Below are 23,161 nucleotides of genomic sequence, written 5' to 3' on the forward strand. Positions count from 1 at the left end.
CGGGCGCCCGGGGTGTCACGATGGAGGCATGTCTCCGGCCCCCCTCGCGGCAGCTCCGCCGCGCGTCGTGCCGCTCGACGTGCGTCTGTCCGCCCCGGCCGAGCCGGAGGTCGACGAGCGGACCGAGGAGGCCGTCGACGAGGCCACCCTCGCCGACACCCCCTGGCAGACCATCGTCTGGAACGACCCCGTCAACCTCATGTCGTACGTCACCTACGTGCTCCAGAAGCTCTTCGGCTACGACAAGGCCAAGGCCACCGCGCTGATGCTCGACGTGCACCACAAGGGGCGCGCCACCGTGTCGTCGGGCAGCCGCGAGAAGGTCGAGGGCGACGTGTCCCGCCTCCACGCGGCGGGTCTCTGGGCGACGATGCAGCGGGCGAGCTGACGCGGGTGAAGGCTCCCCATTGAAGGCATGGAGACGGCAGGGCCGTGGCGATCGCGTGCGCTACGTCGCGGTGCTCGAGCGGCCCGAGGCATCGGTGCTGCGCGGGCTCATGGGCCAGATCGAGCAGATGCTCACCGGCCGCGGCGCCGAGGCGCCCGACGACGAGCTCGCCGCCCTCACCGGCATCCGCACCGGCCCGTCCACCCCACCCGAGGACCCGGTGCTCGCGCGCCTGCTGCCCGACTTCGCGTCGTCGGAGGAGAAGGACGCCGACGACCTCTCGTCGGCACTGCGCTCCATGCACGAGCCCGAGCTGATCGAGGCCAAGCGGGCGGCCATCGCCACCGTGCTCACCACCTGCCCGGCCGGTGGTGGACGGGTGGAGCTCGCGCCGTCGCAGGCCGAGGAGTGGCTGGCGGCGATCAACGACGTGCGGCTCGCGCTGGGTGTCGCGCTCGAGGTCACCGAGGACATGCCCGAGCAGCTGCCCGCGGACGATCCCCGTGCCGACCACCTGCCCGTGTACCACTGGCTGACCTGGCTGCAGGACTCGTTGGTGATGACGCTGACGGGCTGAGGTCCGACGCGGTCCGGCGGTCTTCCGTAGACTGGCGCCGTGCTGGTGATCCGGGCCGACCTCGTCGAGCAGATGGTCGCGCACGCCCGTCGGGACCACCCGGACGAGGCCTGCGGCATCCTCGCGGGCCCCGACGACGGCTCCGACCGGCCCGAGCGCTTCGTGCCGATGGAGAACGCCGAGCGCTCGCCGACCTTCTACCGCTTCGACTCGATGGAGCAGCTGAAGGTCTACAAGGCGATGGACGCGAACGACGAGATCCCCGTCGTCGTCTACCACTCGCACACCGCCACCGAGCCGTACCCGTCGCGCACCGACATCTCGCTGGCGCAGGAGCCGTTCGCGCACTACGTGCTCGTCGGCACCCGCGATCCCGAGGAGCACGAGCTGCGCTCGTACCGGATCGTCGACGGCGAGGTCACCGAGGAGGAGGTGCAGGTGGTGGAGAACTACATGTTCAGCCACACCGGCGCCTCCGACGTCCCCGATCAGGCCGGCGTGCCGGATCCCACCCGCTCCTGACGTCCCTGGTCGGCGTCGCCGCAGGTCCGCGCGGGTAGGCCCGCACGGACGCGGAATGTCGCGCCACCATGGGACGCTGTCCTCTCTGTACCGACGTCCACCCCGACCCGGAGGGAACCCGTGTCCGCCACCGTCTCGATCCCGACCATCCTGCGCACCCACACCGGGGGCGAGAAGCAGGTCAAGGCCGAGGGCAAGACCCTGCAGGAGGTCATCACCGACCTCGAGGCCAACCACCCCGGCATCAAGGACCGGCTGGTGACCGACGGCGCGCTGCACCGGTTCGTCAACGTCTACGTCAACGACGAGGACGTCCGCTTCACCGGGGGCCTCGACGCACAGGTGCCCGACGGCGGCACCGTGACGATCCTTCCCGCGGTGGCGGGCGGCTCGCGCTAGGAGCGCTTTCGAGGAGACGACGATGGCCCGGTACGAGTCCCTGATCCACGCCCTGGGGGAGACGCCCCTCGTGGGGCTGCCGTCCTTCTCCCCGGCGCCGCACGTGCGGCTCTGGGCCAAGCTGGAGGACCGCAACCCGACGGGCTCGATCAAGGACCGGCCGGCGTTGCGGATGATCGAGAAGGCCGAGGAGGACGGTCTGCTCACCCCGGGCTGCACCCTCCTCGAGCCGACGTCCGGCAACACCGGCATCTCGCTGGCGATGGCGGCCAAGCTCAAGGGCTACGAGCTCGTCTGCGTCATGCCCGAGAACACCTCGGCCGAGCGTCGCCAGCTCCTCGAGATGTACGGCGCCAAGATCATCTTCTCGCCGGCCGCCGGAGGGTCGAACCAGGCCGTCGCGACGGCCAAGGAGATCGCCGCCCAGCACGAGGACTGGGTCATGCTCTACCAGTACGGCAACCCGGCCAACGCCCTGGCGCACTACGAGGGCACCGGGCCCGAGGTCCTGCGCGACATGCCGACGATCACGCACTTCGTCGCGGGCCTCGGCACCACCGGCACGCTCGTCGGCACCGGCCGTTACCTGCGCGAGCACAAGCCGGACTGCCAGATCATCGCGGCCGAGCCCCGTTACGGCGAGCTGGTCTACGGGCTGCGCAACATCGCCGAGGGCTTCGTGCCGGAGCTCTACGACCCGGACGTGCTCACCGGGCGGTACTCGGTCGGCGCCTACGACGCGCTGCGCCGCACCCGCCAGCTCGTCGAGCAGGAGGGGATCTTCGCGGGCATCTCGACCGGCGGGATCCTCCACGCCGCCCTCGCCCAGGCCGAGAAGGCCGCGGGGGGCGACGACGACGCCGACATCGTCATGGTGGTCTGCGACGGCGGGTGGAAGTACCTGTCCACCGGCGCCTACACCGGCACGCTCGAGGAGGCCGCGGAGGCGCTCGAGGGCCAGCTCTGGGCTTAGCGTCGTGGTCGCCACCCCGGGCATGGTCCAGGGGTTCCACCCCACGCGGATCCGGCGCCCCCGGTCGTAGTGTCGGGAGCGTGACCAGCCCGTCCGGTGTCCCGGCGAGATCCGCGCCCCGCATCTGGCCCGCGCAGCCGCTGCGTGCGGCGGTGACGATCACCGCGATCGTTGCGCTCCTGTGGGTGCTCGAGATCCTCGACCGCACGGTGTTCGTCGCGATCGACCCGCCGCAGGGTCTCGACGACGACGGCATCATCCCGCGCACGTTCGACGGCCTCGGCGGCATCCTGTGGGCGCCGTTCCTGCACGGGGGCTTCGAGCACCTGGCGAGCAACACCGTCCCGCTGCTGGTGTTCGGGTTCCTCGTCCTCGCGGGCGGGCTCGGCCAGTTCCTCGCCGTCACCACGGTGATCTGGGTGGTCAGCGGGGTCGGCACCTGGCTCATCGGCAGCCCGGGCTCGACGATCGGCGCCTCGGGCGTCATCTTCGGATGGTTCGCGTTCCTGCTGGTCCGCGGCTTCTTCGCGCGCTCGGTGGGGCAGATCGTGCTCGCCGTCGTCCTCTTCGGAATCTACGGGTCGCTGCTGTTCGGCGTGCTGCCGAGCAACCCCGGCATCTCGTGGCAGGCGCACCTGTGCGGAGCGATCGGCGGGGTCGTCGCGGCCCGGTTCACCGTCGCGGCGGACCGTCGCCGGCCGGGGCCGACCACGGCGCCCGCGGTGTCGTGAGGCAAGGGGGTCCGTGATCGTTCCGTGACCCGGGTGGTCCTCCCGGGCCTGTGCGTTCGGAGAGGTCAGGCCCGTAGGGTGCGCTCGTGGAACTGACCGTCCTGGGGTGCTCCGGCAGCGGCGCCGGCCCCCACTCCGCGGCCTCGAGCTACCTCGTCACCGCGGACGACACGTCCGTCGTGCTCGACCTCGGCAACGGCGCGTTCGGGGTGCTCCAGCGGCACGTCGACCCGTTCGAGATCGACGCGGTGGTCCTGTCCCACCTGCACCCCGATCACTGCGCCGACATCTCCGGGCTGATCGTCCACCGGCGCTACCACCCCGACGGGCCCGGCAAGATCGTTCCGCTGCACGGCCCGACCGAGTCCGAGGTGCGCCTTGCCGTCGCCTACGCGCCGTCGTCCGACGAGCGGGTCGCGACCGACCTCAGCGACGTCTTCATCCATCGCCCGTTCGCGCTCGGGCCGGCTGCGATCGGGCCGATCGCGCTGACGAGCGCCCCCGTCGACCACCCCTGCGAGGCCTACGGCACCCGGTTCGAGCACGAGGGCCGGACGCTCGTCTACTCCGGCGACACCGGGCCGTGCCGCGAGCTCGTCGAGCTCGCCCGCGACGCGGACGTGCTGCTGTGCGAGTCCACGTGGAGCGACGGACCCGAGCGGCCGCGCGGGGTGCACCTGTCGGGCAAGCAGGCCGGGCGCACCGCCCGCCAGGCCGGCGTCAAGCGCCTGCTGCTCACCCACGTCCCCGCCTGGGCCGACGGGCAGGCCCTGCTCGCCGAGGCCAAGGAGGAGTACCCGGGTCCGGTCGAGCTCGTCGTCCCGGACGGGTGCTACGAGATCTAGCTAGACCCGCGCCGGCTCCGGCGTCCCCGCCCGCTGCGGGGCCGGGACGAGCAGCGCGACCAGCGCCGCGATCGCGACCACGACCGCCGCGACGGTGAACGCCGCCGTCGTGCCCGACGTCGAGGCGACGGGCGCAGGCGCGCCCTCGGCGGTCAGCGTCGCCGTGTGCGCGGCCGCCAGCGTCGAGAGCACCGAGAGGCCGACGGCGCCGCCGATCTGCCGCGAGGTGGTGACGAGCCCGCTGACCAGGCCCGCGAGGCCGCCGTCGACCCCGCTCGTCGCCGCCGTCGTCACCGCGGGGAAGACGATGCCCATGCCGAGCGACACCGCGATGCCCGGCCCGAGGATGCCGGCCGCCCAGCTCGTGGTCGGCGTCAGCAGCGAGAACCACGCGAAGCCCGCCGCGGTCAGCGTCGCCCCCGCGACGATCATCGCCCGGGCGCCGAGCCGGGACACCAGCCGCGAGGAGATCTGCGAGCCGACCACCACCGACGCGGACTGCGGCAGGAACGCCAGGCCCGCTGTCAGTGCGTCGAAGCCCAGGACGCCCTGCATGTGCAGCGAGACGAAGAACCACATCGAGAACATCGCCGACGTGATGAGCAGGATGACGACGTTCGCGGTGCTCACCGCGCGGATGCGGAACACCCAGAGCGGCACCAGCGGGTGGCGGCTGCGGCGCTGGACCACCAGGAACGCCGTGAGCAGCACGACCGCGCCCGCCATGCTGCCCAGCACGCGCGCCGAGGTCCACGGCGAGGACTCCAGCGACACCACCCCGTAGACCAGGGCGACCAGGCCCGCCGTGACCAGGACGGCGCCGGCGACGTCGAGCCCCGGCCGCTGCTCGGCGCGGGTCTCGCGGACCACGGCGAGGGTCAGCAGCACGGTGAGGGCGACGACGGGCACGTTGACCAGGAAGATCCAGCGCCAGCTCAGCAGGCCCACGAGCACGCCACCGGCCAGCCCACCCGCGGCGCCCCCGACTCCGCCCATCGCCGACCACCAGCCGAAGGCCTTCGCGCGCGCCGCGCCCTCGGCGTACGTCGTCTGCAGGATGACCAGCGACGCGGGGGAGAGCACCGCCCCGCCCAGGCCCTGGGCCGCGCGGGCGGCGAGCAGCAGCGCCGGGTCGTTCGCGAGCCCGCCGACGAGGCTGGCGAACCCGAAGAGCCCGAGCCCGACGAGGAACATGCGGCGTCGGCCGAAGTAGTCCGCCGCCCGGCCGCCCAGCAGCAGGAACCCCGCGAACGCCAGCGTGTAGGCGTTGACGACCCAGGCCAGCCCCTCGGCGTCGAACCCGAGCGCGGTGCGCATCGCGGGCAGCGCGACGTTCACGACCGAGACGTCGAGCACGACCATGAACTGGGCGAGGCAGCTCGCGAGGAGCACGAGCCCGGTCCGGCCGTCGGTACGCACGACCGTCGAAGTTAGCCCGACGAACCGTCGCGTGCCGGGTGGCTCCTAGGGTGGTCGCTCGTGGCACGCAGCGATGGCAGGCAGGACGACGAGCTCCGCGAGATCAGCATCCGGCGCGGGTTCCAGCAGCACCCCGCGGGATCGGTGCTCGTCTCGTTCGGGCAGACGACGGTGCTGTGCGCGGCGAGCGTCACCGAGGGCGTCCCGCGCTGGCGCCAGGGCAGCGGGCTCGGCTGGCTCACCGCCGAGTACGCGATGCTCCCCTCGGCGACGCACAGCCGCAGCGACCGGGAGTCGGTGAAGGGCCGGGTCGGCGGCCGCACGCACGAGATCAGCCGCCTGGTGGGCCGGTCGCTGCGCGCGGCGATCGACCTGCGCGCGCTCGGCGAGAACACCATCCAGCTCGACTGCGACGTCCTGCAGGCCGACGGCGGCACCCGGACCGCGGCGATCACCGGCGCCTACGTCGCCCTGGCCGACGCCGTGACCTGGCTGCGCGCCCACAAGCGCCTCGCCGACCCCCAGCCGCTCTCGTGCTCGATCGCCGCGGTGTCCGTGGGTGTCGTCGACGGACGTGTGCGCCTCGACCTGCCCTACGAGGAGGACTCGCGGGCCGAGGTCGACATGAACGTCGTCGCCACCGACACCGGCACGCTCGTCGAGGTCCAGGGCACCGGCGAGGGCGCCACCTACACCCGCGCCACGCTCGACGCGATGCTCGACTCGGCGCTCGCCGGCTGCGCGCGGCTCACCGAGCTCCAGGTCGCCGCACTCGCCGAGCCGTACCCGGGGGAGCTTCCGTGAAGGTCCTGCTGGCCACCCGGAACGACGCCAAGCTCGCGGAGCTGCGCCGGCTCGTCGAGGGACGGGGCTTGGAGGGCTTGGAGATCAGGGGGCTCGACGACGTCCCCGAGTTCCCCGAGGCCCCCGAGACCGGCGCGACGTTCGAGGAGAACGCGCTGGCCAAGGCCCGCGACGCGGCCGCGGCGACGGGCCTCGTGGCTGTCGCCGACGATTCCGGGCTCGCCGTGGACGCGCTGAACGGGATGCCCGGGGTGCTCTCGGCGCGGTGGTCGGGGCGTGGGGGCGCGCGGACCGAGCGCGACGCCGCGAACCTCGCGCTCGTCCTCGACCAGATGGCCGACGTCCCCGAGGACCGGCGCGGCGCCGCGTTCGTGTGCGCCGCGGCCGCCGCCCACCCCGACGGCCGCGAGGTCGTCGTCGTCGAACGCTGGCCGGGCCGGCTGGTGCGTTCGCCGCGGGGCCTCAACGGCTTCGGCTACGACCCCGCGTTCGTCCCCGAGGGCGAGTCGCGCACCTCGGCGGAGATGGCGCCGGAGGAGAAGGACGCGGTCTCCCACCGCTCGCGGGCGCTGCGGGCGCTGCTGCCCCGGCTGTCGGAGCTGGGCTAGCACGTGACCGACCAGTACTTCTCGGAGCAGCCCGGGTCGGCGTCGGACCCGGTGTCGTTCCGTCTCGAGGTCGGCGGGGTCGCGCTCGACCTCACCACCGACGCCGGGGTGTTCTCGCGGGGCCGGCTCGACAAGGGCACCCGGGTGCTCCTCACGCACGCCCCCGAGCCGGCCGAGGGCGACCTGCTGGACCTCGGCTGCGGCTACGGGCCCATCGCGCTCTGGCTCGCCGCGCAGCGACCGGGGGCGACGGTCTGGGCGGTGGACGTCAACGACCGCGCCCTGGACCTCGTGCGGGCCAACGCGGCAGCGGCGCGCCTGTCCAACGTCCGTGTCTGCCGGCCCGACGAGGTGCCCGACGACGTGCGGTTCACCCAGCTCTGGTCCAACCCACCGATCCGCTCGGGCAAGGCCGCGCTGCACGAGCTGCTGCTGCGCTGGCTGCCGCGCGTCGACGGGCCCTCCTACCTCGTCGTCAGCAAGAACCTGGGCTCGGACTCGCTCGCCCGCTGGCTCGCCGAGCAGGGCCATCCGACCACCCGGCTGTCGTCGAACGCGGGATTCCGGGTGCTCGCCGTCGAGAGATCGGAGACCGTGGCGTGATCTCCTACGCGCACGAGGGCAACGGCGTCCCCGTCGTCTGCCTGCACGGCTGGCCCGGGGCGGCGTCCGACTACCGCGCGCTGCTGCCGCTGCTCGAGCGCGACGCCCAGGTCGTCGTGCCCGAGCTGCTCGGCTTCGGGGCCTCCTTCACGCCGTCCGACATGGACCGGCCGGCGACGGACTTCGGCCGCGATGCCCAGTCCGCCGCGGTGATCGAGCTGATGGACCACCTGGGCTTCGACGACGCGGTGCTGGTCGGGTACGACGTGGGCTCGACGACGGCGTCGCACCTCGCGCGGACCCGTCCCGAGCGTGTCCGGGCCCTGGTGCTGGGCAACGCGATCCACCCCGGCTCGGCGGCGGCCTCGCTCGACGACGACCACCGCGCCGAGTTCTGGTACCAGGACTTCCACCAGCTGGCGCTCGCGTCGCGGCTGGTGGACGGGTCCACGGCGAACGTGCGGGCGTACCTCGAGCACTTCTGGTCGCACTGGGGGCACCGGGCGATCGCGACGGACGGGGTCACCGACGAGCTGGTCGAGGCCTACGCGCGTCCGGGCGCGTTCACGACCTCGGTCAACTGGTACCGATCGGGGTCGGCGACCCTGGCCACGGCGCTCGCGATGCGCGGGCAGGAGCCACCGTCGCCGGTCACCGTGCCCACCACGGTGCTCTGGGGCGACCAGGACCCGCTCTTCCCGCCCCGGCTCGCCGAGGGGCTGGAGCGGGCGTTCACCGACCTGCGCGGCGTGCACCACCTCGAGGACGTGGGGCACTTCGTGCCCCTCGAGGCGGCGAACGAGGTCGCGGCGGCGGTGCGGGCGCTGCTGTAGGGCTTGATCGCTCCCGGTGCTCCAGCGGGCCCGCTGGAGCGGGCTCGTCGGAGCACTCGGAGCGATCATGACCCGATCTCGTATCGTGAGGTCGGTCGCGGTTGTCGACCAATGGCAGAGCCGACGTAGCCCAACGGCAGAGGCCCGCGGCTTAGGACCGCGCCAGTGCGGGTTCGAATCCCGCCGTCGGCACTCCCTACAGCTTCAGATCCCGCAGCAACCGGCCCACGTGGCCGGTGGCCTTGACGCCGTACTGCGCCTCCTCGATCTTCCCCTCCGCGTCGATGAGGAACGTCGACCGGATGACGCCCACCGTCGTCTTCCCGTACATCGTCTTCTCGCCGTAGGCGCCGTACGCCTCGAGGGTCGACTTGTCCGGGTCGGAGAGCAGCGGGAAGGTCAGCCCCTCCTTGTCGCGGAACTTCGCGAGCTTCTCCGGCTTGTCGGGCGAGATCCCGAGGACGGCGACGTCGGCGTCGTTGAACGAGGCCAGGTTGTCGCGGAAGTCGCAGGCCTCCTTCGTGCACCCCGGGGTCATGGCGGCCGGGTAGAAGTAGACGAGGACGCGGTGCCCGCGGTGGTCGGCGAGCGACACCGTCGACCCCTGATCGGAGGTCAACGAGAAGTCCGGCGCGGGTTGACCGGGGGCCAAGCGGGTATCGGCGGTCACGGGCGGGCAGGATAGCCGCCGACCACCGGCCGGTCGCGAACGAGCGACGGTCAGCGCGACCGACGAGGACACGGGAGGTGTCGTGGCACGGGACACGGACGCCATCGAGAAGGAGATCCAGCAGGCGCGCGAGGCGCTGGCCGGAGCCCTCGACGAGCTCTCCGAGAAGGCCAGCCCCCAGCGCCTCTCGGAGCAGGGCAAGGAGATGGCCGCCCAGAAGTGGGCCGACCCGAGGATCAAGTACGCCGTCTACGCCGCCGGCGCACTGGTGGGGCTCGTGATCCTGCGGAAGCTGTTCACGTAGCGGGGGACCGTCGCGTCTCCCGGGTCCGATGGCCGAGGTGGTAGAACCGCCTCGGCCATCGGCGTCTCGAGGGAAGGGCCCATCGTGTCGGAGCTCAGCAAGGCCGCGACGGAGTTCCGCCGGGCGCGGGATCTGCTGCTGGAGCGGCGCGAGGACCTCGACGCCGCGCTGCGCGACTTCGCGTGGCCGCAGCTCGACGAGTTCAACTGGGCCCTCGAGCACTTCGACGCCATCGGCTCCGACCCCGGCACCGCGCAGCGTCCGGCGCTGTGGATCGTCGAGGAGGACGGGCGGGAGACGAAGTACTCGTTCGCCGAGATGAGCGAGCGCTCGAACCGCGTCGCCAACTGGCTGCGCGCGCAGGGCGTGGGCCGCGGCGACCGGGTCATCCTCATGCTCGCCAACCAGGTCGAGCTGTGGGAGACCATCCTCGGGGTGATGAAGCTCGGCGCGATCCTCATCCCGTCGACGCCGATGCTCGGTGCCGCCGACCTGCGCGACCGCATCGACCGTGGCCACGCGAAGCACGTCGTCGTCCGCGACGTCGACGTCGACAAGTTCGACGACGTTCCCGGCGACTACACGAAGATCGCCGTGGGTGACCGCATCACCGAGCCCTGGCTCGACTTCCACGCCGCGTACGACGCTCCCGCCGAGTTCACGCCCGACGGACCCACCAAGGGCAGCGACACCCTGCTGCTCTACTTCACCTCGGGCACGACGGCGAAGCCGAAGCTCGTCGAGCACACGCACACGACCTATCCGGTCGGCCACCTGTCGACGATGTACTGGATCGGCCTGCAGCCGGGCGACGTGCACCTCAACGTCGCCTCGCCGGGCTGGGCCAAGCACGCGTGGTCGAACGTCTTCGCCCCGTGGATCGCCGAAGCGACGATCTTCATCTACAACTACACGAAGTTCGACGCCGACAAGCTGCTCGACGTGATCGTCGAGAAGGGCGTCAGCACGTTCTGCGCGCCGCCGACGGTGTGGCGGATGCTGATCCAGGCGGACCTGACGCGCGTGCAGGTGCCGGTGCGCGAGCTCGTGGGTGCCGGCGAGCCGCTGAACCCCGAGGTCATCGAGCAGGTCCGCGAGGCCTGGGGCATGACGATCCGCGACGGCTTCGGCCAGACCGAGTCGACACTGCAGATCGGCAACCCACCAGGACAGCCGGTCAAGGACGGCTCGATGGGCCGCCCGCTGCCGGGCTACCCGATCGTGCTGGTCGACCCGGTCACCGGCGAGCGCGGCGACGAGGGCGAGATCTGCATCGACCTCGCCGACCGCCCGCTCGGGCTGATGGTCGGCTACAAGGACGACCCGGAGCGCAACGACGAGGTCATGCGCGACGGCGTCTACCACACCGGGGACGTCGGCTCCCGCGACGCGGACGGCTACATCACCTACGTCGGGCGCTCCGACGACGTGTTCAAGGCGTCGGACTACCGCATCAGCCCGTTCGAGCTGGAGAGCGTGCTCATCGAGCACGACGCGGTCGCCGAGGCCGCCGTCGTCCCGTCGCCCGACCCGCTGCGCCTGGCCGTCCCCAAGGCCTACGTCGTGCTCTCGACCCGCTACGAGGCCTCGCGCGAGACGGCGCTGGCGATCCTGCGCCACGCCCGCGAGAACCTGCCGGCCTACAAGCGGGTGCGCCGCCTGGAGTTCTACGAGCTCCCGAAGACGATCTCCGGGAAGATCCGTCGGGTCGAGCTCCGCGGCCGGGAGGACGAGCTGCGCCCGAGCCCCGACGCGGCGGCCCCGGCCGGCGAGTACCGGGACGAGGACTTCCCCGAGCTCCGCCAGTGACCTACTCGTTCTCCGTCGTCCCGCGCTACGCGGAGATCGACCAGCAGGGCGTGGTGTTCAACGGCCACTACCTGACCTGGTTCGACGAGGCCTTCACCGGCTTCCTCGACCACGTCGGCCTGCCCTACCCCGAGCTCATCGCGTCGGGGGTCGACGTGATGGTCGTGCACTCCGAGCTCGACTACGGCGGCTCGGTGCGCTGGCGCGACGACGCCCGCGTCGAGGTCACCTGCGAGCGCCGCGGGACGACGAGCTTCACGCTGGGCTTCGCGGTGTACCGGTCGGCGGACGAGGTGGCCGTGGTGGGCCGCAACGTCTACGTCGTCGTGGTGCGGGACCCCGAGACGGGGGCCTGGAGCAAGGCGCCGGGCATACCGGAGAAGCTCGCGGCGGCTCTGGGCTGAGGCCTCGTCAGTCCTTCTCGCGGGCGTCGTCGTCGAGGGCGGCGAGGTCGCCGGGACGGAGGCGTCGCGGGGGCGGCGGATCGCGTCGCCACCGGGCGACCACCCGGACGCTCCCGAGCCCGACCAGGTAGCCGCCGCCGACGACGAGCATCGACGCCACCGGCAGCCACGGCCGGCCGCCGGCCGCCCCGTCGCCGGCGATCGCGACGAGGGCCAGGACCACGGTCACGGGCACGGACAGCCAGCCCAGGAACGCGATCACCCACCCCGGCAGGAACCCGGGCGGCGGGTTCCCGACCGCGGCGAACGCGACCAGGACGCCCGGCGCCGTGACCAGCCACAGCAGCCCGAGGATCGCCCAGACCACGGTCAGTGCGACGCCCACGCTCCGATCATGGCCTGTGCGGGAGCCCGGGTCAGGACACGGGCGTGCGCGCACGGAGTGCGAACGGCAGGATCGCGCCGCGCCGCAGGGCGTCGGCGTCGATCGAGGTCAGCTCGGGGAAGCGGTCGAGGCGCGAGATCGCGAGCGCGACGGGGTCGGGCACCGGCTGCACACGGCCGCTGAGGTAGGCCCACTCGTGCTCGTCGGAGCAGTAGGGCAGCACCGCCGCGAACACGTCGTCGAAGCGGTCGGTCATCCGCTGCAGGGTGTCGTTGCGCCACAGGGTCGGACAGCCCGCCTGCGAGCACACGACCCCGCCGGGGGTGAGGACGTCGGCGCACCGGCGGAGGAACTCCGCGCCGTAGAGCCGCGCGTGCTGGGCGGGGTCGGTCACCTCGACCGGCTCGTCGGGCAGGTCGACGATCACGACGTCCCAGCGGTCGCCGCGCGCGGCGGCGTCGGCGAGGAACCGCCAGCCGTCGGTGTAGTGCATCCGGACCGGGCCGTCGCCCACCTCGGCGGCGGCCAGCTCGGCGGGCGTGTAGCCGTAGGGGAGCAGCTCGGCGCACCGGCGGACGCACTCGGTGTCGATGTCGACGTGGTCGACCCACCTCGCCCCGGCGGCCACCGCGAGCTGCGAGACGACGCCCTCCGACGAGCCGACGACGAGCACGGAGCGCAGCTCGTCGGCCAGCAGCATCGGGGGGACGGCGAGCGCCTCGTGGTAGACGAGCTGGCTCTGCTCGGTGGACTGTCGCTCGCCGTCGCAGAAGAGGGAGACGCCCTGTGCGGTGCGCGCGACCATCATGTCCTGCCACTCGGTGCGACCCCGCCAGAGCACCTCGTCGAGCCGCCAGCGCCGGCGCATCCCCGCCGCGAGGGGCTCGTCGACCTCCCGGCCGCCGCCGGCGGGGGCGAGCCCGGCGCCACGGGCGACGACCTGTGCGCGCACCTCCGCCGCGCCCAGCCCACGTCCCAGGGCGTCGACGACGAGCTCGGGGTCGGCCTCCACGCCGCAGGTGAACACGTCCACGAACGCTGCGGAGGCCTCCGGGTACGCATGCACCGAGGCGTGCGACTCGGCCAGCAACGCCATGACGGTGGTGCCCTGGGGCTCGAACCGGTGCGTGACGACGTCGAGCACCCTCGCGCCGCCCTCGTCGAGGGCGCGACGCAGGGCGTCCGCCACGGCGTGCTCGTCGCCGAGCAGGGCGGGATCGACCCCGCGCAGCTCGGCGAGCACGTGGCGGCCCGCGAACGACGCGGGGTCCGTCGGGTGTGTGGTCGGGGTCGTGGTCGTCAATTCCCACCTTCCTCCGGGGTCTCGTGCACGTACGTGGACAGGGGCGGCAGGCCGTTGAAGCCCACCGAGGCGTAGCTGGCCGTGTAGGCGCCGGCGCCGAGGAACTCGACGACGTCGCCCGCCGCGAGGTCGAGGGGCAGGCGGACGTCGGCGTGGCGGTAGAGGACGTCGTCGCCGTCGCAGGTGGGGCCGGCGAGCACGACGGGGCCGGTCCCGCCGGTGCGGCCGGGGGTCCGGAGCCGGTAGACGATCATCTCGCCCTCGGTCTCGGCGAGCCCCTGGTAGCGGCCGACGTCCAGGTAGACCCACCGCCGGCCGGCGCGCTCGGCGACGAGCACCACCTCGGCGCACAGCGTCCCGGCGTCGGCCACCAGCGCCCGACCCGGCTCGGCGACGAGACGGGGACGCCACCTGTCGGCGTGGCGGGCGAGGGCCTCGCGGATCGCGGCGGCGCAGGCGGCGAGGCCGGGTGTCGGCCCGCCGGCGTGCGTGGTGGGGAAGCCGCCGCCGAGGTTCAGCTCCGACGGCGCGTGCCGGCCGAGACGGGCGGCGACCCGGGCGGCGGCGTCGATCGCCCGCGCCCAGGCGCAGGGATCGCGCTGCTGGGAGCCGACGTGGAACCCGATGCCGGCGGCGTCGAGACCCGCCGCGCGGGCGCGGCCCAGGAGCGCCACGGCCTCGTCCTCGCTCGCCCCGAACTTGCCCGCGAACGGCGTCGCCGCGCCGTCGTCGCCGACCGCGAGCCGCACGCCCACCGTCGCGCCCGGGGCTTCGCGGGCGAGCAGGTCGACGTCGGCCGGGGCGTCGGTGGTGAACCGGGCGACGCCGGCGGCGCGGGCCGCCCGGACGTCCGTGACCTTCTTCACCGGGTTGCCCCAGGACAGCGTCCCGGGACGGGCACCGGCGAGCAGACAGAGGTCGAGCTCGCCGACGCTCGCCAGGTCGAACGAGGCGCCCTCGGCGACGAGCAGGGCCAGGACCTCGGGCTGCGGATTGGCCTTGACCGCGTAGCAGAGCTCCACATCGGGCAGCAGCCCGCGCATCGTGCGATAGGCGTTGCGCACGACGGCCAGGTCCAGGTCGAGTCGGGGGGTCGGCGTCTCGACGGTCGACGGGCGCGCGACGTCGCGCGCCCCGATCTCGGCACCCACGCCCTCCATCGTGCCCGCCGGGAAGCCCCAGGAATCACGAAACGGCTGACCCGGGCCGCGGGAGCGGCGTACCGTACGGATCTCCGAGGTCGTGGGGGCCACGGACCGCTGTCGGGGGCGGGCTGGATTCGACGCTGGATTCGATGGGGGTTGAATGCCGTCCACCTCGTCCCGAGGGTGGAACCCGGCGCCGCGTCCGCGACCGTGGCCCTTCCGCACTCCGCGCAACATCGTGGTCACCGGGTTGTTCACGGTCGCCCTCGTGGCCGCCCTGTTCGGCGTGGGCACGGCGGTCGTCCCGGCGGGCCCCCGCGAGGACGCCACGGGCCTCACCGGCAACGCGTCGGACGCCCCCACCACCTCCGAGCCGGTCGACGGCTCCTCCGAGGGCGAGCCGGCCACCGACGCGCCCGACGGGTCCGCCCCGTCCACCGACGACCCGCAGGCCCTCCCCGGCGGCTCCCTGCCCGACGGCTCCCTCCCCGATGACGTGGCCCCGCCGCTCACGCCCATCCCGCTGCCCGGCTCGCGTCCGCTCGGCACGCCGTCGGCCCCGGCCGGCGAGCCCGCCCATCCGGGCTCCGAGCAGCCCGTCACGCCGCCTCCGGGCTTCGACCAGCTCGCGCCCGAGCTCGACCCGGTGCCCCTGCCCGGTGCCGACAGCCCGCCCGACCTGATCGAGCCGCCGCTCGACCCGAGCATCCCGCTCGACACGGGAGGTCCGGCGCCCACCTCGCCGCCGGAGACGGTGCCGCGGGAGACCGGACCGCGGGAGACCGGGCCGCGGGAGACCGGACCGCGGGAGCCGGCGGACGACGACGCCGGCCCCGTCCTCGACCTCCCGCTCCTGCCCGACCCGACGCGCGACGAGCCGACCGGCTCGCCCGGCGGCAACGGCGGCGGCCGGGGTGACGGTGGCCGGGCTGACGGTGGCCGGGGTGACGATGGCCGGGGCGAGGGCAACGGTGGCCGCGGCGGCGACCGCGGTGACGGCGGCGAGCGTGGCCGTGGCGAGGGCGGCGGCCGTCTGCCCGACCTGCTGCCCCGCGGTGCCGACGAGCCGTCCTCGCCCACCGGGACCCCGGCAGAGACCCCCACCGAGCCACCGGCGGAGACCCCCGCCGACCCGCCCGGTCGCGCGTCCACCACCCCGCCGGCCACCACGGCCGACGACCCCACCCTCGAGCTGCCCACCGGCTCCCGCACCGTGGCGACCACGCCCGAGGGCTGGCCGACCTACGGGCAGCCCACGGAGAGCGCGGACGCCGACAGCAGCGCCCCGGAGCCCGCGCCCGGGGACGGCGCCGCCGAGCGCTCCCTGCCCACCACGACGCCGGAGGGCTGGCCGCTCCCGACGGATGCCACGGTCGCGCCGGACGACGACGCCTCGGGGAGGTCCGCGGCGCCCACCACGACCACCGACCCGTCCACCGGAGTCACCACGACCACCGATCCGGAGCAGGGCACGACCACCACCGTCGACCCCACCACCGGGGCCTCGCTGACCACCCGCACGAGCGCGCCGGACGACAGCGACCCGGGGTCCGACGACAACGACGCCTCCGCGCCGGACACCACCGAGGCCGACCCCACGTCGACGGCGGCGCGGTCCGGCCGCCCGTCCGCCTCCGCGTCGGCCGGCGGGGCCGAGGCCTCGGCCGGTGGCGCGTCGGCGTCCGCCTCGGGCGGGGAGGCGTCGGCCTCCGCGGGCGACGAGTCGGTCACCGCGACGCGGCCCCGGACGACCACCCGGGCCACGGCCGACGACGACCCGACCACCCGCAGCTCGGCCACCGGGGGCCCGACCTCGCGGCGCACCGTGGCCACCGGGGACAGCGACCCGGGCGGCTCCAGCTCCGACAGCTCGGACAGCTCGGACAGCTCGGACAGCTCGTCGGACCGGACGTCGACCGGCGCGGCCGAGGTCGAGCCCCAGATGGTCATCCCGACCACGTCGCCGATGGACCCGCGCTTCTGGGCGTGGCTCACCGACACCGTCACCCGGTCGACGTCCCCGGTGCCGCCGCAGGGCGGGTGACCGGCCCTCGCACCCGGCAGGGCACCATCGGCGTCCGTGACCGTGACACCGGCCGACCTGCACGCGCGCGGCGAGGAGTTCGCGCAGTTCTGGTCGGAGTACCACCTCTGCACGCTGACGACCCTGCGCCGCGACGGGTCGCCGCACGTCGTGCCCGTCGGCGTCACCCTCGACCTGGGCACCGCGATCGCCCGGGTCATCACGTCGGGCACCAGCGCCAAGGCCCGCCAGGTCCGTGCGGCGGGCGAGGGCGGCGCGCGGGTCGCGGTCAGCCAGGTCGACCGCGGCCGGTGGTCGACGCTCGAGGGGCTGGCGGTGGTCCGGGACGATCCGGAGTCGGTGGCCGACGGCGAGCGTCGCTACGCGCAGCGATACCGCGTCCCGCGGGAGAACCCGAGGCGGGTGGTCCTGGAGATCGCGCTCACCCGGGTCATGGGCAGCCGCTGACGCGGCGCGACATCACGTCTCGAGCGGGACGAGGTGCTCGGCGAACTCGTCGAGGAACCCCGGCCACGACGCCGGCGCGACGGCCGGGCGGACGACGAACTTCGTGATGCCCTCGTCGACGAACCGCTGCACCTGACGGCGCGCGGCGTCCCAGCCGTCGACGACGAGCTCGTGGGGGTCGATCTCGGGGCGACGGTGCGCCGACGAGGCGCGGGCGCGGTCCGCGTCCTCCGGGGACGTGCCGGGCGGCAGGACGAGCAGGTTCGTGCCGTAGTGGTCGTCCTCGACCTCGCGGCCCGCCTCGTCGGCCGCGGCGGCGATCGTGCGACGTGCCTCGCCTGCCTCGGCGGGGGTGACGAACGAGGCGAGCCACCCGTCGGCCAGCCGCCCGACCCGGCGTAGCGCGGCCGGGACGAGTCCGCCGAGCCAGAGATCGAGCGGGCGGGCGGGGCGCGGCGCCACGACGGCGTCGTCGAGGGTGAAGAACGACCCGTGGAACGTCACCGACTCCTCGGTGAGCAGGCGGCGCACGACCGTCAGGGCCTCCTCGAACACCGCAGCCCGCGGCCCCGCGACCGGGTACGCGGTGCGCTCGGCCGCGGTGGCCGGGCGCAGGCCGAAGACCGGCAGGATGCGCTTCGGAGCCAGGGCGGCGAGGGAGGCCAGCTGGGCCGCGACGACGGCCGGGTTGCGCCCCGGCAGGACGATCACGCCGCTGCCGACCTTCAGCGAGCTCGTGCGAGCGGCGGCCCAGCCCATCGCCACGAGTGGCTCGATGGCGGGCGCGGCGATCCGGTCGGGGAACCACACCGAGTCGATGCCCCGCGCCTCGCAGCCGTCGACGAGCTCGAGCGTGGCGGCCGCCGGGTCGTCGCGGGAGGGACCGGCGCCGATGCCGACCCGGACCTTCATCGGGTCACTCGTCATCTGGGCGCCGCTCATCGGGCCACTGTGCGGTTGACCAGTCCCGCCCGCTCGGCGAACGCGTCGAACAGGCCCCAGCTCGCCAGACGCGACTCCTCCCCGCGCGCGACGGTCTCGGCACGCAGGGCCGCGGGGTCGATGCCGAGCTCGAGCAGGCGCTCCGGCGACAACCGGCGCATCCAGAGATCGAACTCCTCGGGAGTGACCTCGGGGTGGAACTGCAGGCCCAGGTGCGGGCCCTCGCGGAACGCCTGGTCGCAGCGGGGCGAGGTGGCGAGCACCTCCGACGACGGGGGCGCGGTGAACGTGTCGAAGTGGAACTCCATCCACGGCCCGGCGGGCACCACGTCCGGGACGGTGGTGGTGATCTCCTGCCACCCGTTCTCGCGACGCCCCGAGGCGGGCTCGGCCCGGCCGCCGAGCACGCGCGCGAGCAGCTGTCCGCCGAAGCAGATGCCGAGCACCGGGGTGCGGGCCTCGATCGCCGACCGGAGGTGGGCGATCTCGGAGGCGAGCCACGGCACGCTGTCGTCCCAGGCTCCCTGGGCCGAGCCGAGGACGGCGACCGCGTCGACGTGGGCGGGATCGGGCATCGGGGCGCCGGCGACGACGGGCACGACGGTGACCCCGCGGTCCGCCGCCCAGGTGGTCAGGGTCCCGGCCAGCACGGGCACGGTGTCGGTGTCCGTCTCGTGGCCGATCACGAGCAGGGTCGGGGAGTCCGTGGCCGAGTCCATGGTCGTCCCAACGCCCCGGGTGCGTCGATCCATCCGGTGACCCTGACACGCTGCGACCGTGAGCAAGCCCTGCGCCTTCTGTGCGGTCGTCGCCGGTGACGCGCCGGCCGACATCGTCCTCTCCGGCCCCACGACGGTGGCGTTCCTGGACACGAAGCCGGTCTTCCCGGGCCACGTCCTGCTCGTCCCGCGGACGCACGTCACCACGCTCGCGGACCTGCCCCCCGACGAGCTCCCGGCGTTCTTCACGCTCGCCCAGCGCCTCGAGCGGGCGGTGGAGGGCGCCCTGGACGCGCCCGGCTCGCTCGTCCTGATCAACAACGTGATCAGCCAGTCGGTGCCGCACCTGCACCTGCACGTGATCCCGCGCAGGCCCAAGGACGGGCTGCGCTTCTTCCTCGGCCCGCGCCACCCCTACGGCTCCTCGGACGAGTCGGCTGCCATCGCTCGGCGTATCGCTGCTGGTCTTGAAGCCGGATGACTCTCACCGTTGGTGGTCGGCCCCGACGGCGCGCCGAGAGGTTGTTGTGTAGCGCTCAACGGTGGCCGACACCCGCAGACGGTCCTCCAGGATCGCCCGGCGGTTGGCATCTGGACATCCAATCGAGTGAGACCCTACCCGTGGGTCCGCGCGGGATGTCATCCTCAGTGCAACGCACGCGGTGGTTCTCCGGGCACGCTCGGTCACCGCGCTCCCTGTGACGTCGGAGGTGCTCGTGCCGGTCCTCATGTGGGTCGCGATCGTGGTGACCGGCTGGTGCGTCGCCTCGATCGTCACGGCGCTCGCGCTCGGCACCTGGCTGCGCCGGCGCGCCGAGGCCACCGACCCCGCCGGCGCGCTGCGTCCGCTCGACACGGGCCCGCTGCGGCTCTGGCTGGGTGAGGTGCCCGAGGTCCCGGAGACGCCCGAGGAGATGGGCCGCCGCGGTGGCTGGGACGGGCTGGTCGCCGGTCTGCCCGCGCCGCGTCGCGAGTCGGCCGTGATCGCCGAGCGCACCACCATCGGCTGACGCGGCGGGTCCGGCCGAGCCGGGCTCAGACCTCGACGCCCACGGCGCGCCGCACGCCCCGCAGCACGCGCGACGCCTGCTCGCGGGCCACCTCGGCGCCGCGGGCCAGGATCGCGTCGAGCTCGCTGTCCGGCGCGACGAGCTCGTCGTAGCGCGCCCGCAGCGGGCCGAGCTGCGCCTCGAGCACGTCGGCGAGCTGGTTCTTCAGGTCGCCCCAGCCCACGCCGCCGGCCTCGAGCCGCTTGCGGGTGTCGGCCACGACGTCGGGCTCGGCGAACTGGGCGAGGATCTGGAACACCGCCGACGAGTCCGGGTCCTTCGGCGCCTCGACCGGGGTCGAGTCGGTGGGGATGCGGCGCACCATCTTCTTGAGCTTCGGTGCGGGCAGGAAGAGCGGGATGTAGTTGTCGTAGGACTTGCTCATCTTGCGGCCGTCGAGGCCGGGCAGCGTGTGGCCCGTCGTCTCCGGGGGCACCACCGCCTCGGGGATGCGCAGCCGGAAGCCCTGGCCGTAGCGGTGGTTGAAGCTGCCCGCGACGTCGGCGGCGATCTCGACGTGCTGGAGCTGGTCGCGCCCGACGGGCACGAGGTCGGACTCCATGATCAGGATGTCCGCGGCCATGAGCACCGGGTAGTCGAAGAGGCCGAGGTTGATCCCGGCGTCCGGGTCGTCGCCGGCTTCGACGTTGCGGTCGCGGGCCGCCTTGTAGGCGTGCGCCCGGTTCATCAGGCCCTTGCCGGTGACGCAGGACAGGATCCAGGTCAGCTCGAAGGTCTCGGGCACGTCGGACTGCTTGTAGAAGACCGTGCGCTCGGGATCGAGGCCCGCCGCGATCCAGGCCGCGGCCACCGAGCGGGTCCACGCCGCGATGTCGCCCGCCGCGGGGGTGCCCGTGAGCGCGTGGTGGTCGGCGATGAAGTACCGCGAGTCGAAGTCGGCCGTGCGGGCGAGCTCCAGCGCCGGCCGGATCGCCCCCACGTAGTTGCCCAGGTGCGGCTCGCCGCTGGGCTTGATCCCGGTCAGGGCGATCTTGCGCCGCTCCGTCTCCACCACGGGCCGAGCCTAACGGGCGGGGGCGAGGTGGGTTCGGGCGTCGAGGGGGTGGCAGCAGGCAGACTCGGCCCGTGACCGCCGACCCCGCCGCCTCCGATGCTCCGGCCAGCTTCCCGCGCCGCCAGGCCGCCACGCGCCGGTTCACCCTCGGCGCCCCCCGCCGACCCACGGTCTCGCCCGACGGGCGCCGCGTGGTGCTGCTGCGCAGCCGCGCCGGCGACGACCCCGTCACCTGCCTGTGGCTGCTCGACGTCCCGTCCGGCCAGGAGCACCTGCTCGTCGACCCGCGCGACCTCGACGTCCCCGGCGAGGAGGAGCTGCCGCCGGAGGAGCGCGCCCGCCGCGAGCGGGTCCGCGAGCAGTCCGGCGGGATCGTCGAGTACGCCCTCGACGCCGCGGCCAGCCTGGCGGTCTTCGTGGTGTCGGGCCGGGCGTTCACCGTCGACCTGGTGCCGGGGGCGAGCCCGGAGCCGCTGCCGGTGGACGGGCCCGTGATCGACCCGCGGCCCGACCCGACCGGCGCCCGCGTCGCGTTCGTGCGCGCCGGCACGCTGCACGTCCACGAGCGCGCGACCGGCACCACCCACGTCCTGGCCGGGCCCGAGGAGGGCGACGGCCCCGGGGTGAGCTGGGGGCTCGCGGAGTTCATCGCCGCCGAGGAGATGAACCGCTACCGCGGGTACTGGTGGTCGCCCGACGGCTCGCAGCTCGCCGTCGCCCGGGTCGACGACGCGCCGGTGAGCCGCTGGTGGATCGCCGACCCGGCGCACCCCGACCGCCGTCCGACGGAGATGGCCTACCCCGCGGCCGGCACCGCCAACGCCGTCGTCGACCTCGCCCTCGTCGACCTCGACGGCACGCGCACCGCCGTCGACCTCGGTGCGCACACCGCGTACCTCGCCGACGTCGCGTGGAGCGTGCACGACCTGCTCGTCACCGTCTCCACGCGCGACCAGCGCCGTGTCGAGGTCCGCCGCGTCGACCCCGATACGGGGGAGTCGACGGTGGCCGTGGAGCAGACCGACGACGTCTGGGTCGACCTCGTCGGCGGCGTGCCCACGCACCTGTCCGACGGCGCCCTCGTCCGTTGCGCCGACCGGGACGACACGCGCCGGCTGGTGGTCGACGGCGTGCCCGTCACGCCCCCCGGGCTCCAGGTGCGGGGCGTCGCCGACGTCGACGGCGACACGGTGCTGTTCACCGCCTCCGAGCGGCCCGAGGACGTCACGGTGTGGACGTGGTCGCGCGCGGGCGGGCCCGTGCGGCTGGGGCCGCAGTACGGCGTGTGGACCGGACGGCGGGCGGGCGGGGTCACCGTGCTCGCCGGCGCCGACCTCGACTCCGACGGCACCCGCACCACGGTCCTGCGGGCCGACGGCAGCTCGGTCGGGGTGGTGTCGTACGCGCAGGCGCCGGGGCTCGTCCCGCAGGTGCGGCGGGTCGCGACGGACCCCGGCGGTCCGTCGGTGGCGGTGCTGCTCCCGCACGACCACGTGGCGGGGTCCCGACGGCTCCCGGTGCTCCTCGACCCCTACGGCGGTCCGCACTCCCAGCGGGTCCTCGCGGCGCGCGGGGCGTTCCTCACCAGCCAGTGGTTCGCCGACCAGGGCTTCGCCGTCGTCGTCGCCGACGGCCGCGGCACCCCGGGGCGGGGGCCCGCCTACGAGCGGGCCGTGTTCGGCGACCTCGCGACCCCGGTGCTCGACGACCAGGTCGCGGCGCTGCACGCGGCGGCCGAGCAGGTCGGCGACCTCGACCTGGACCGCGTCGCCATCCGCGGCTGGTCCTTCGGCGGGTACCTCGCTGCCCTGGCGGTGCTCCGCAGGCCCGAGGTCTTCCACGCGGCGGTCGCGGGCGCGCCGGTGACCGACTGGCGCCTCTACGACACCCACTACACCGAGCGCTACCTCGACCACCCGGACACGCGCCCGGACGCCTACGAGCGCTCCTCGATCCTCGACGACCCCGGGACGACGGCTCCGGCGCGGCCGATCATGCTCGTCCACGGGCTCGCGGACGACAACGTCGTCGCCGCGCACACCCTGCGGCTGTCGTCGGCGCTGCTCGCGGCCGGGCACCCGCACACGGTGCTGCCGCTGTCGGGGGTCACGCACATGACGCCCCAGGAGGTCGTCGCCGAGAACCTGCTCCTGCTGCAGGTCGCCTTCCTGCGCGACGCGCTGGGGTAGCCGCGGGTTTGCACTCGGGAAGACTTCGCCGACT

General features: G+C 74.0%; 27 protein-coding genes and 1 tRNA gene. 20 read left to right on the forward strand and 8 right to left on the reverse strand.

From position 1 onward, the window contains the following. Positions 1-85 precede the first annotated feature (85 nt). The 7 genes from clpS (at position 86) to PH189_RS08375 (ending at position 4,435) form a co-directional block, all read left to right on the forward strand. The gene (gene clpS / locus PH189_RS08345) at positions 86-388 is read left to right on the forward strand and encodes an ATP-dependent Clp protease adapter ClpS (RefSeq protein WP_378014937.1); all 303 of its coding nucleotides are present in this window, start codon (positions 86-88) and stop codon (positions 386-388) included. A 19-nt stretch (positions 389-407) separates the two neighbouring features. Beyond that, positions 408-965, forward strand: a complete 558-nt coding sequence (locus tag PH189_RS08350) for a DUF2017 domain-containing protein (protein WP_274188297.1) — start codon at positions 408-410, stop codon at positions 963-965. Positions 966-1,004: 39 nt separating this feature from the next. After that, on the forward strand, positions 1,005-1,487 hold the full coding sequence (locus tag PH189_RS08355; RefSeq protein WP_274188298.1) for a M67 family metallopeptidase: 483 nt from the start codon (positions 1,005-1,007) through the stop codon (positions 1,485-1,487). 120 nt (positions 1,488-1,607) lie between these two features. After that, positions 1,608-1,886: a MoaD/ThiS family protein gene (locus tag PH189_RS08360; protein WP_274188299.1), complete on the forward strand. Its 279-nt coding sequence runs from the start codon at positions 1,608-1,610 to the stop codon at positions 1,884-1,886. 22 nt (positions 1,887-1,908) lie between these two features. Beyond that, entirely contained in the window at positions 1,909-2,859 is a 951-nt protein-coding gene (locus tag PH189_RS08365) for a PLP-dependent cysteine synthase family protein (RefSeq protein ID WP_274188300.1), read from the forward strand. A gap of 80 nt (positions 2,860-2,939) precedes the next feature. Continuing rightward, the gene (locus tag PH189_RS08370; protein WP_274188301.1) at positions 2,940-3,590 is read left to right on the forward strand and encodes a rhomboid family intramembrane serine protease; all 651 of its coding nucleotides are present in this window, start codon (positions 2,940-2,942) and stop codon (positions 3,588-3,590) included. 86 nt (positions 3,591-3,676) lie between these two features. Beyond that, a complete protein-coding gene (locus PH189_RS08375; protein WP_274188302.1) occupies positions 3,677-4,435 on the forward strand; it encodes an MBL fold metallo-hydrolase in 759 nt (252 codons plus the stop codon). On the opposite strand, the gene PH189_RS08380 is transcribed toward PH189_RS08375, so the two are convergent. Continuing rightward, positions 4,436-5,854, reverse strand: a complete 1,419-nt coding sequence (locus tag PH189_RS08380) for a DHA2 family efflux MFS transporter permease subunit (protein WP_274188303.1) — start codon at positions 5,852-5,854, stop codon at positions 4,436-4,438. A 60-nt stretch (positions 5,855-5,914) separates the two neighbouring features. Here PH189_RS08380 and rph point away from each other — a divergent pair, with 60 nt between their 5' ends. The 5 genes from rph to PH189_RS08405 all read left to right on the forward strand — a co-directional run bounded on the left by rph (position 5,915) and on the right by PH189_RS08405 (position 8,894). Next, positions 5,915-6,658 (forward strand): ribonuclease PH, encoded by a 744-nt coding sequence (gene rph / locus PH189_RS08385; protein ID WP_274188304.1) that lies wholly within the window; start codon positions 5,915-5,917, stop codon positions 6,656-6,658. Further along, a complete protein-coding gene (gene rdgB, locus PH189_RS08390; protein WP_274188305.1) occupies positions 6,655-7,266 on the forward strand; it encodes an RdgB/HAM1 family non-canonical purine NTP pyrophosphatase in 612 nt (203 codons plus the stop codon). The genes rph and rdgB overlap by 4 nt, the downstream gene beginning before the upstream one ends. Positions 7,267-7,269: 3 nt before the next feature. After that, positions 7,270-7,869, forward strand: coding sequence for a class I SAM-dependent methyltransferase (locus PH189_RS08395; protein WP_274188306.1), 600 nt, complete (start codon positions 7,270-7,272; stop codon positions 7,867-7,869). Then, on the forward strand, positions 7,866-8,702 hold the full coding sequence (locus PH189_RS08400; RefSeq protein WP_274188307.1) for an alpha/beta fold hydrolase: 837 nt from the start codon (positions 7,866-7,868) through the stop codon (positions 8,700-8,702). The genes PH189_RS08395 and PH189_RS08400 overlap by 4 nt, the downstream gene beginning before the upstream one ends. 119 nt (positions 8,703-8,821) lie before the next feature. Further along, positions 8,822-8,894: transfer RNA gene (locus PH189_RS08405), tRNA-Leu, on the forward strand. A 4-nt stretch (positions 8,895-8,898) separates the two neighbouring features. On the opposite strand, the gene bcp is transcribed toward PH189_RS08405, so the two are convergent. Beyond that, positions 8,899-9,372, reverse strand: coding sequence for a thioredoxin-dependent thiol peroxidase (gene bcp / locus PH189_RS08410; protein WP_274188308.1), 474 nt, complete (start codon positions 9,370-9,372; stop codon positions 8,899-8,901). 82 nt (positions 9,373-9,454) lie between these two features. Here bcp and PH189_RS08415 point away from each other — a divergent pair, with 82 nt between their 5' ends. From PH189_RS08415 to PH189_RS08425, 3 genes are all read left to right on the forward strand, one after another. Further along, positions 9,455-9,676, forward strand: a complete 222-nt coding sequence (locus tag PH189_RS08415) for a DUF3618 domain-containing protein (protein ID WP_274188309.1) — start codon at positions 9,455-9,457, stop codon at positions 9,674-9,676. A gap of 81 nt (positions 9,677-9,757) precedes the next feature. After that, positions 9,758-11,485: an AMP-binding protein gene (locus PH189_RS08420; RefSeq protein WP_378014936.1), complete on the forward strand. Its 1,728-nt coding sequence runs from the start codon at positions 9,758-9,760 to the stop codon at positions 11,483-11,485. Then, positions 11,482-11,889 (forward strand): acyl-CoA thioesterase, encoded by a 408-nt coding sequence (locus tag PH189_RS08425; RefSeq protein WP_274188311.1) that lies wholly within the window; start codon positions 11,482-11,484, stop codon positions 11,887-11,889. Before PH189_RS08420 ends, PH189_RS08425 begins: the two co-directional genes overlap by 4 nt. A 7-nt stretch (positions 11,890-11,896) precedes the next feature. Here the strand turns inward: PH189_RS08425 and PH189_RS08430 are convergent, their stop codons facing one another. The 3 genes from PH189_RS08430 to PH189_RS08445 are packed head-to-tail and all read right to left on the reverse strand — an operon-like array spanning position 11,897 to position 14,737. Continuing rightward, positions 11,897-12,274 carry a hypothetical protein gene (locus PH189_RS08430; RefSeq protein ID WP_274188312.1) on the reverse strand — a complete coding sequence of 126 codons (378 nt, stop codon included), beginning with the start codon at positions 12,272-12,274 and terminating at the stop codon, positions 11,897-11,899. A gap of 31 nt (positions 12,275-12,305) precedes the next feature. Next, positions 12,306-13,577, reverse strand: a complete 1,272-nt coding sequence (gene speD / locus PH189_RS08435; RefSeq protein ID WP_337994139.1) for an adenosylmethionine decarboxylase — start codon at positions 13,575-13,577, stop codon at positions 12,306-12,308. After that, positions 13,574-14,737 (reverse strand): type III PLP-dependent enzyme, encoded by a 1,164-nt coding sequence (locus PH189_RS08445; RefSeq protein WP_378014928.1) that lies wholly within the window; start codon positions 14,735-14,737, stop codon positions 13,574-13,576. The genes speD and PH189_RS08445 overlap by 4 nt, the downstream gene beginning before the upstream one ends. Before the next feature lie 253 nt (positions 14,738-14,990). On the opposite strand from PH189_RS08445, the gene PH189_RS08450 reads away from it, so the two are divergent. Together PH189_RS08450 and PH189_RS08455 are read left to right on the forward strand one after the other, a co-directional pair. After that, the gene (locus PH189_RS08450) at positions 14,991-16,766 is read left to right on the forward strand and encodes a hypothetical protein (protein WP_274188314.1); all 1,776 of its coding nucleotides are present in this window, start codon (positions 14,991-14,993) and stop codon (positions 16,764-16,766) included. 36 nt (positions 16,767-16,802) lie between these two features. Continuing rightward, a complete protein-coding gene (locus PH189_RS08455) occupies positions 16,803-17,213 on the forward strand; it encodes a pyridoxamine 5'-phosphate oxidase family protein (RefSeq protein ID WP_274188315.1) in 411 nt (136 codons plus the stop codon). A gap of 12 nt (positions 17,214-17,225) precedes the next feature. Here PH189_RS08455 and PH189_RS08460 read toward each other — a convergent pair whose 3' ends face one another. Both PH189_RS08460 and PH189_RS08465 read right to left on the reverse strand, forming a co-directional pair. After that, complete coding sequence (locus tag PH189_RS08460; RefSeq protein WP_274188316.1) at positions 17,226-18,155, reverse strand: TIGR03854 family LLM class F420-dependent oxidoreductase; 930 nt, start codon at positions 18,153-18,155, stop codon at positions 17,226-17,228. Next, on the reverse strand, positions 18,152-18,874 hold the full coding sequence (locus tag PH189_RS08465; RefSeq protein WP_274188317.1) for a type 1 glutamine amidotransferase: 723 nt from the start codon (positions 18,872-18,874) through the stop codon (positions 18,152-18,154). The genes PH189_RS08460 and PH189_RS08465 overlap by 4 nt, the downstream gene beginning before the upstream one ends. Positions 18,875-18,932: 58 nt before the next feature. Here PH189_RS08465 and PH189_RS08470 point away from each other — a divergent pair, with 58 nt between their 5' ends. Beyond that, entirely contained in the window at positions 18,933-19,355 is a 423-nt protein-coding gene (locus PH189_RS08470) for an HIT family protein (RefSeq protein WP_274188318.1), read from the forward strand. Positions 19,356-19,572: 217 nt separating this feature from the next. Next, positions 19,573-19,884 (forward strand): hypothetical protein, encoded by a 312-nt coding sequence (locus tag PH189_RS08475; protein WP_274188319.1) that lies wholly within the window; start codon positions 19,573-19,575, stop codon positions 19,882-19,884. 25 nt (positions 19,885-19,909) lie between these two features. Here PH189_RS08475 and PH189_RS08480 read toward each other — a convergent pair whose 3' ends face one another. After that, the gene (locus tag PH189_RS08480) at positions 19,910-20,935 is read right to left on the reverse strand and encodes a tryptophan--tRNA ligase (protein WP_274188368.1); all 1,026 of its coding nucleotides are present in this window, start codon (positions 20,933-20,935) and stop codon (positions 19,910-19,912) included. A 74-nt stretch (positions 20,936-21,009) separates the two neighbouring features. Here PH189_RS08480 and PH189_RS08485 point away from each other — a divergent pair, with 74 nt between their 5' ends. Then, positions 21,010-23,127, forward strand: a complete 2,118-nt coding sequence (locus PH189_RS08485; RefSeq protein ID WP_274188320.1) for a S9 family peptidase — start codon at positions 21,010-21,012, stop codon at positions 23,125-23,127. Positions 23,128-23,161 lie beyond the last annotated feature (34 nt).

Origin of the sequence: Actinomycetospora chibensis, from assembly GCF_028737215.1 — a bacterium.
GTDB classification, from domain to species: Bacteria; Actinomycetota; Actinomycetes; order Mycobacteriales; family Pseudonocardiaceae; genus Actinomycetospora; species Actinomycetospora chibensis.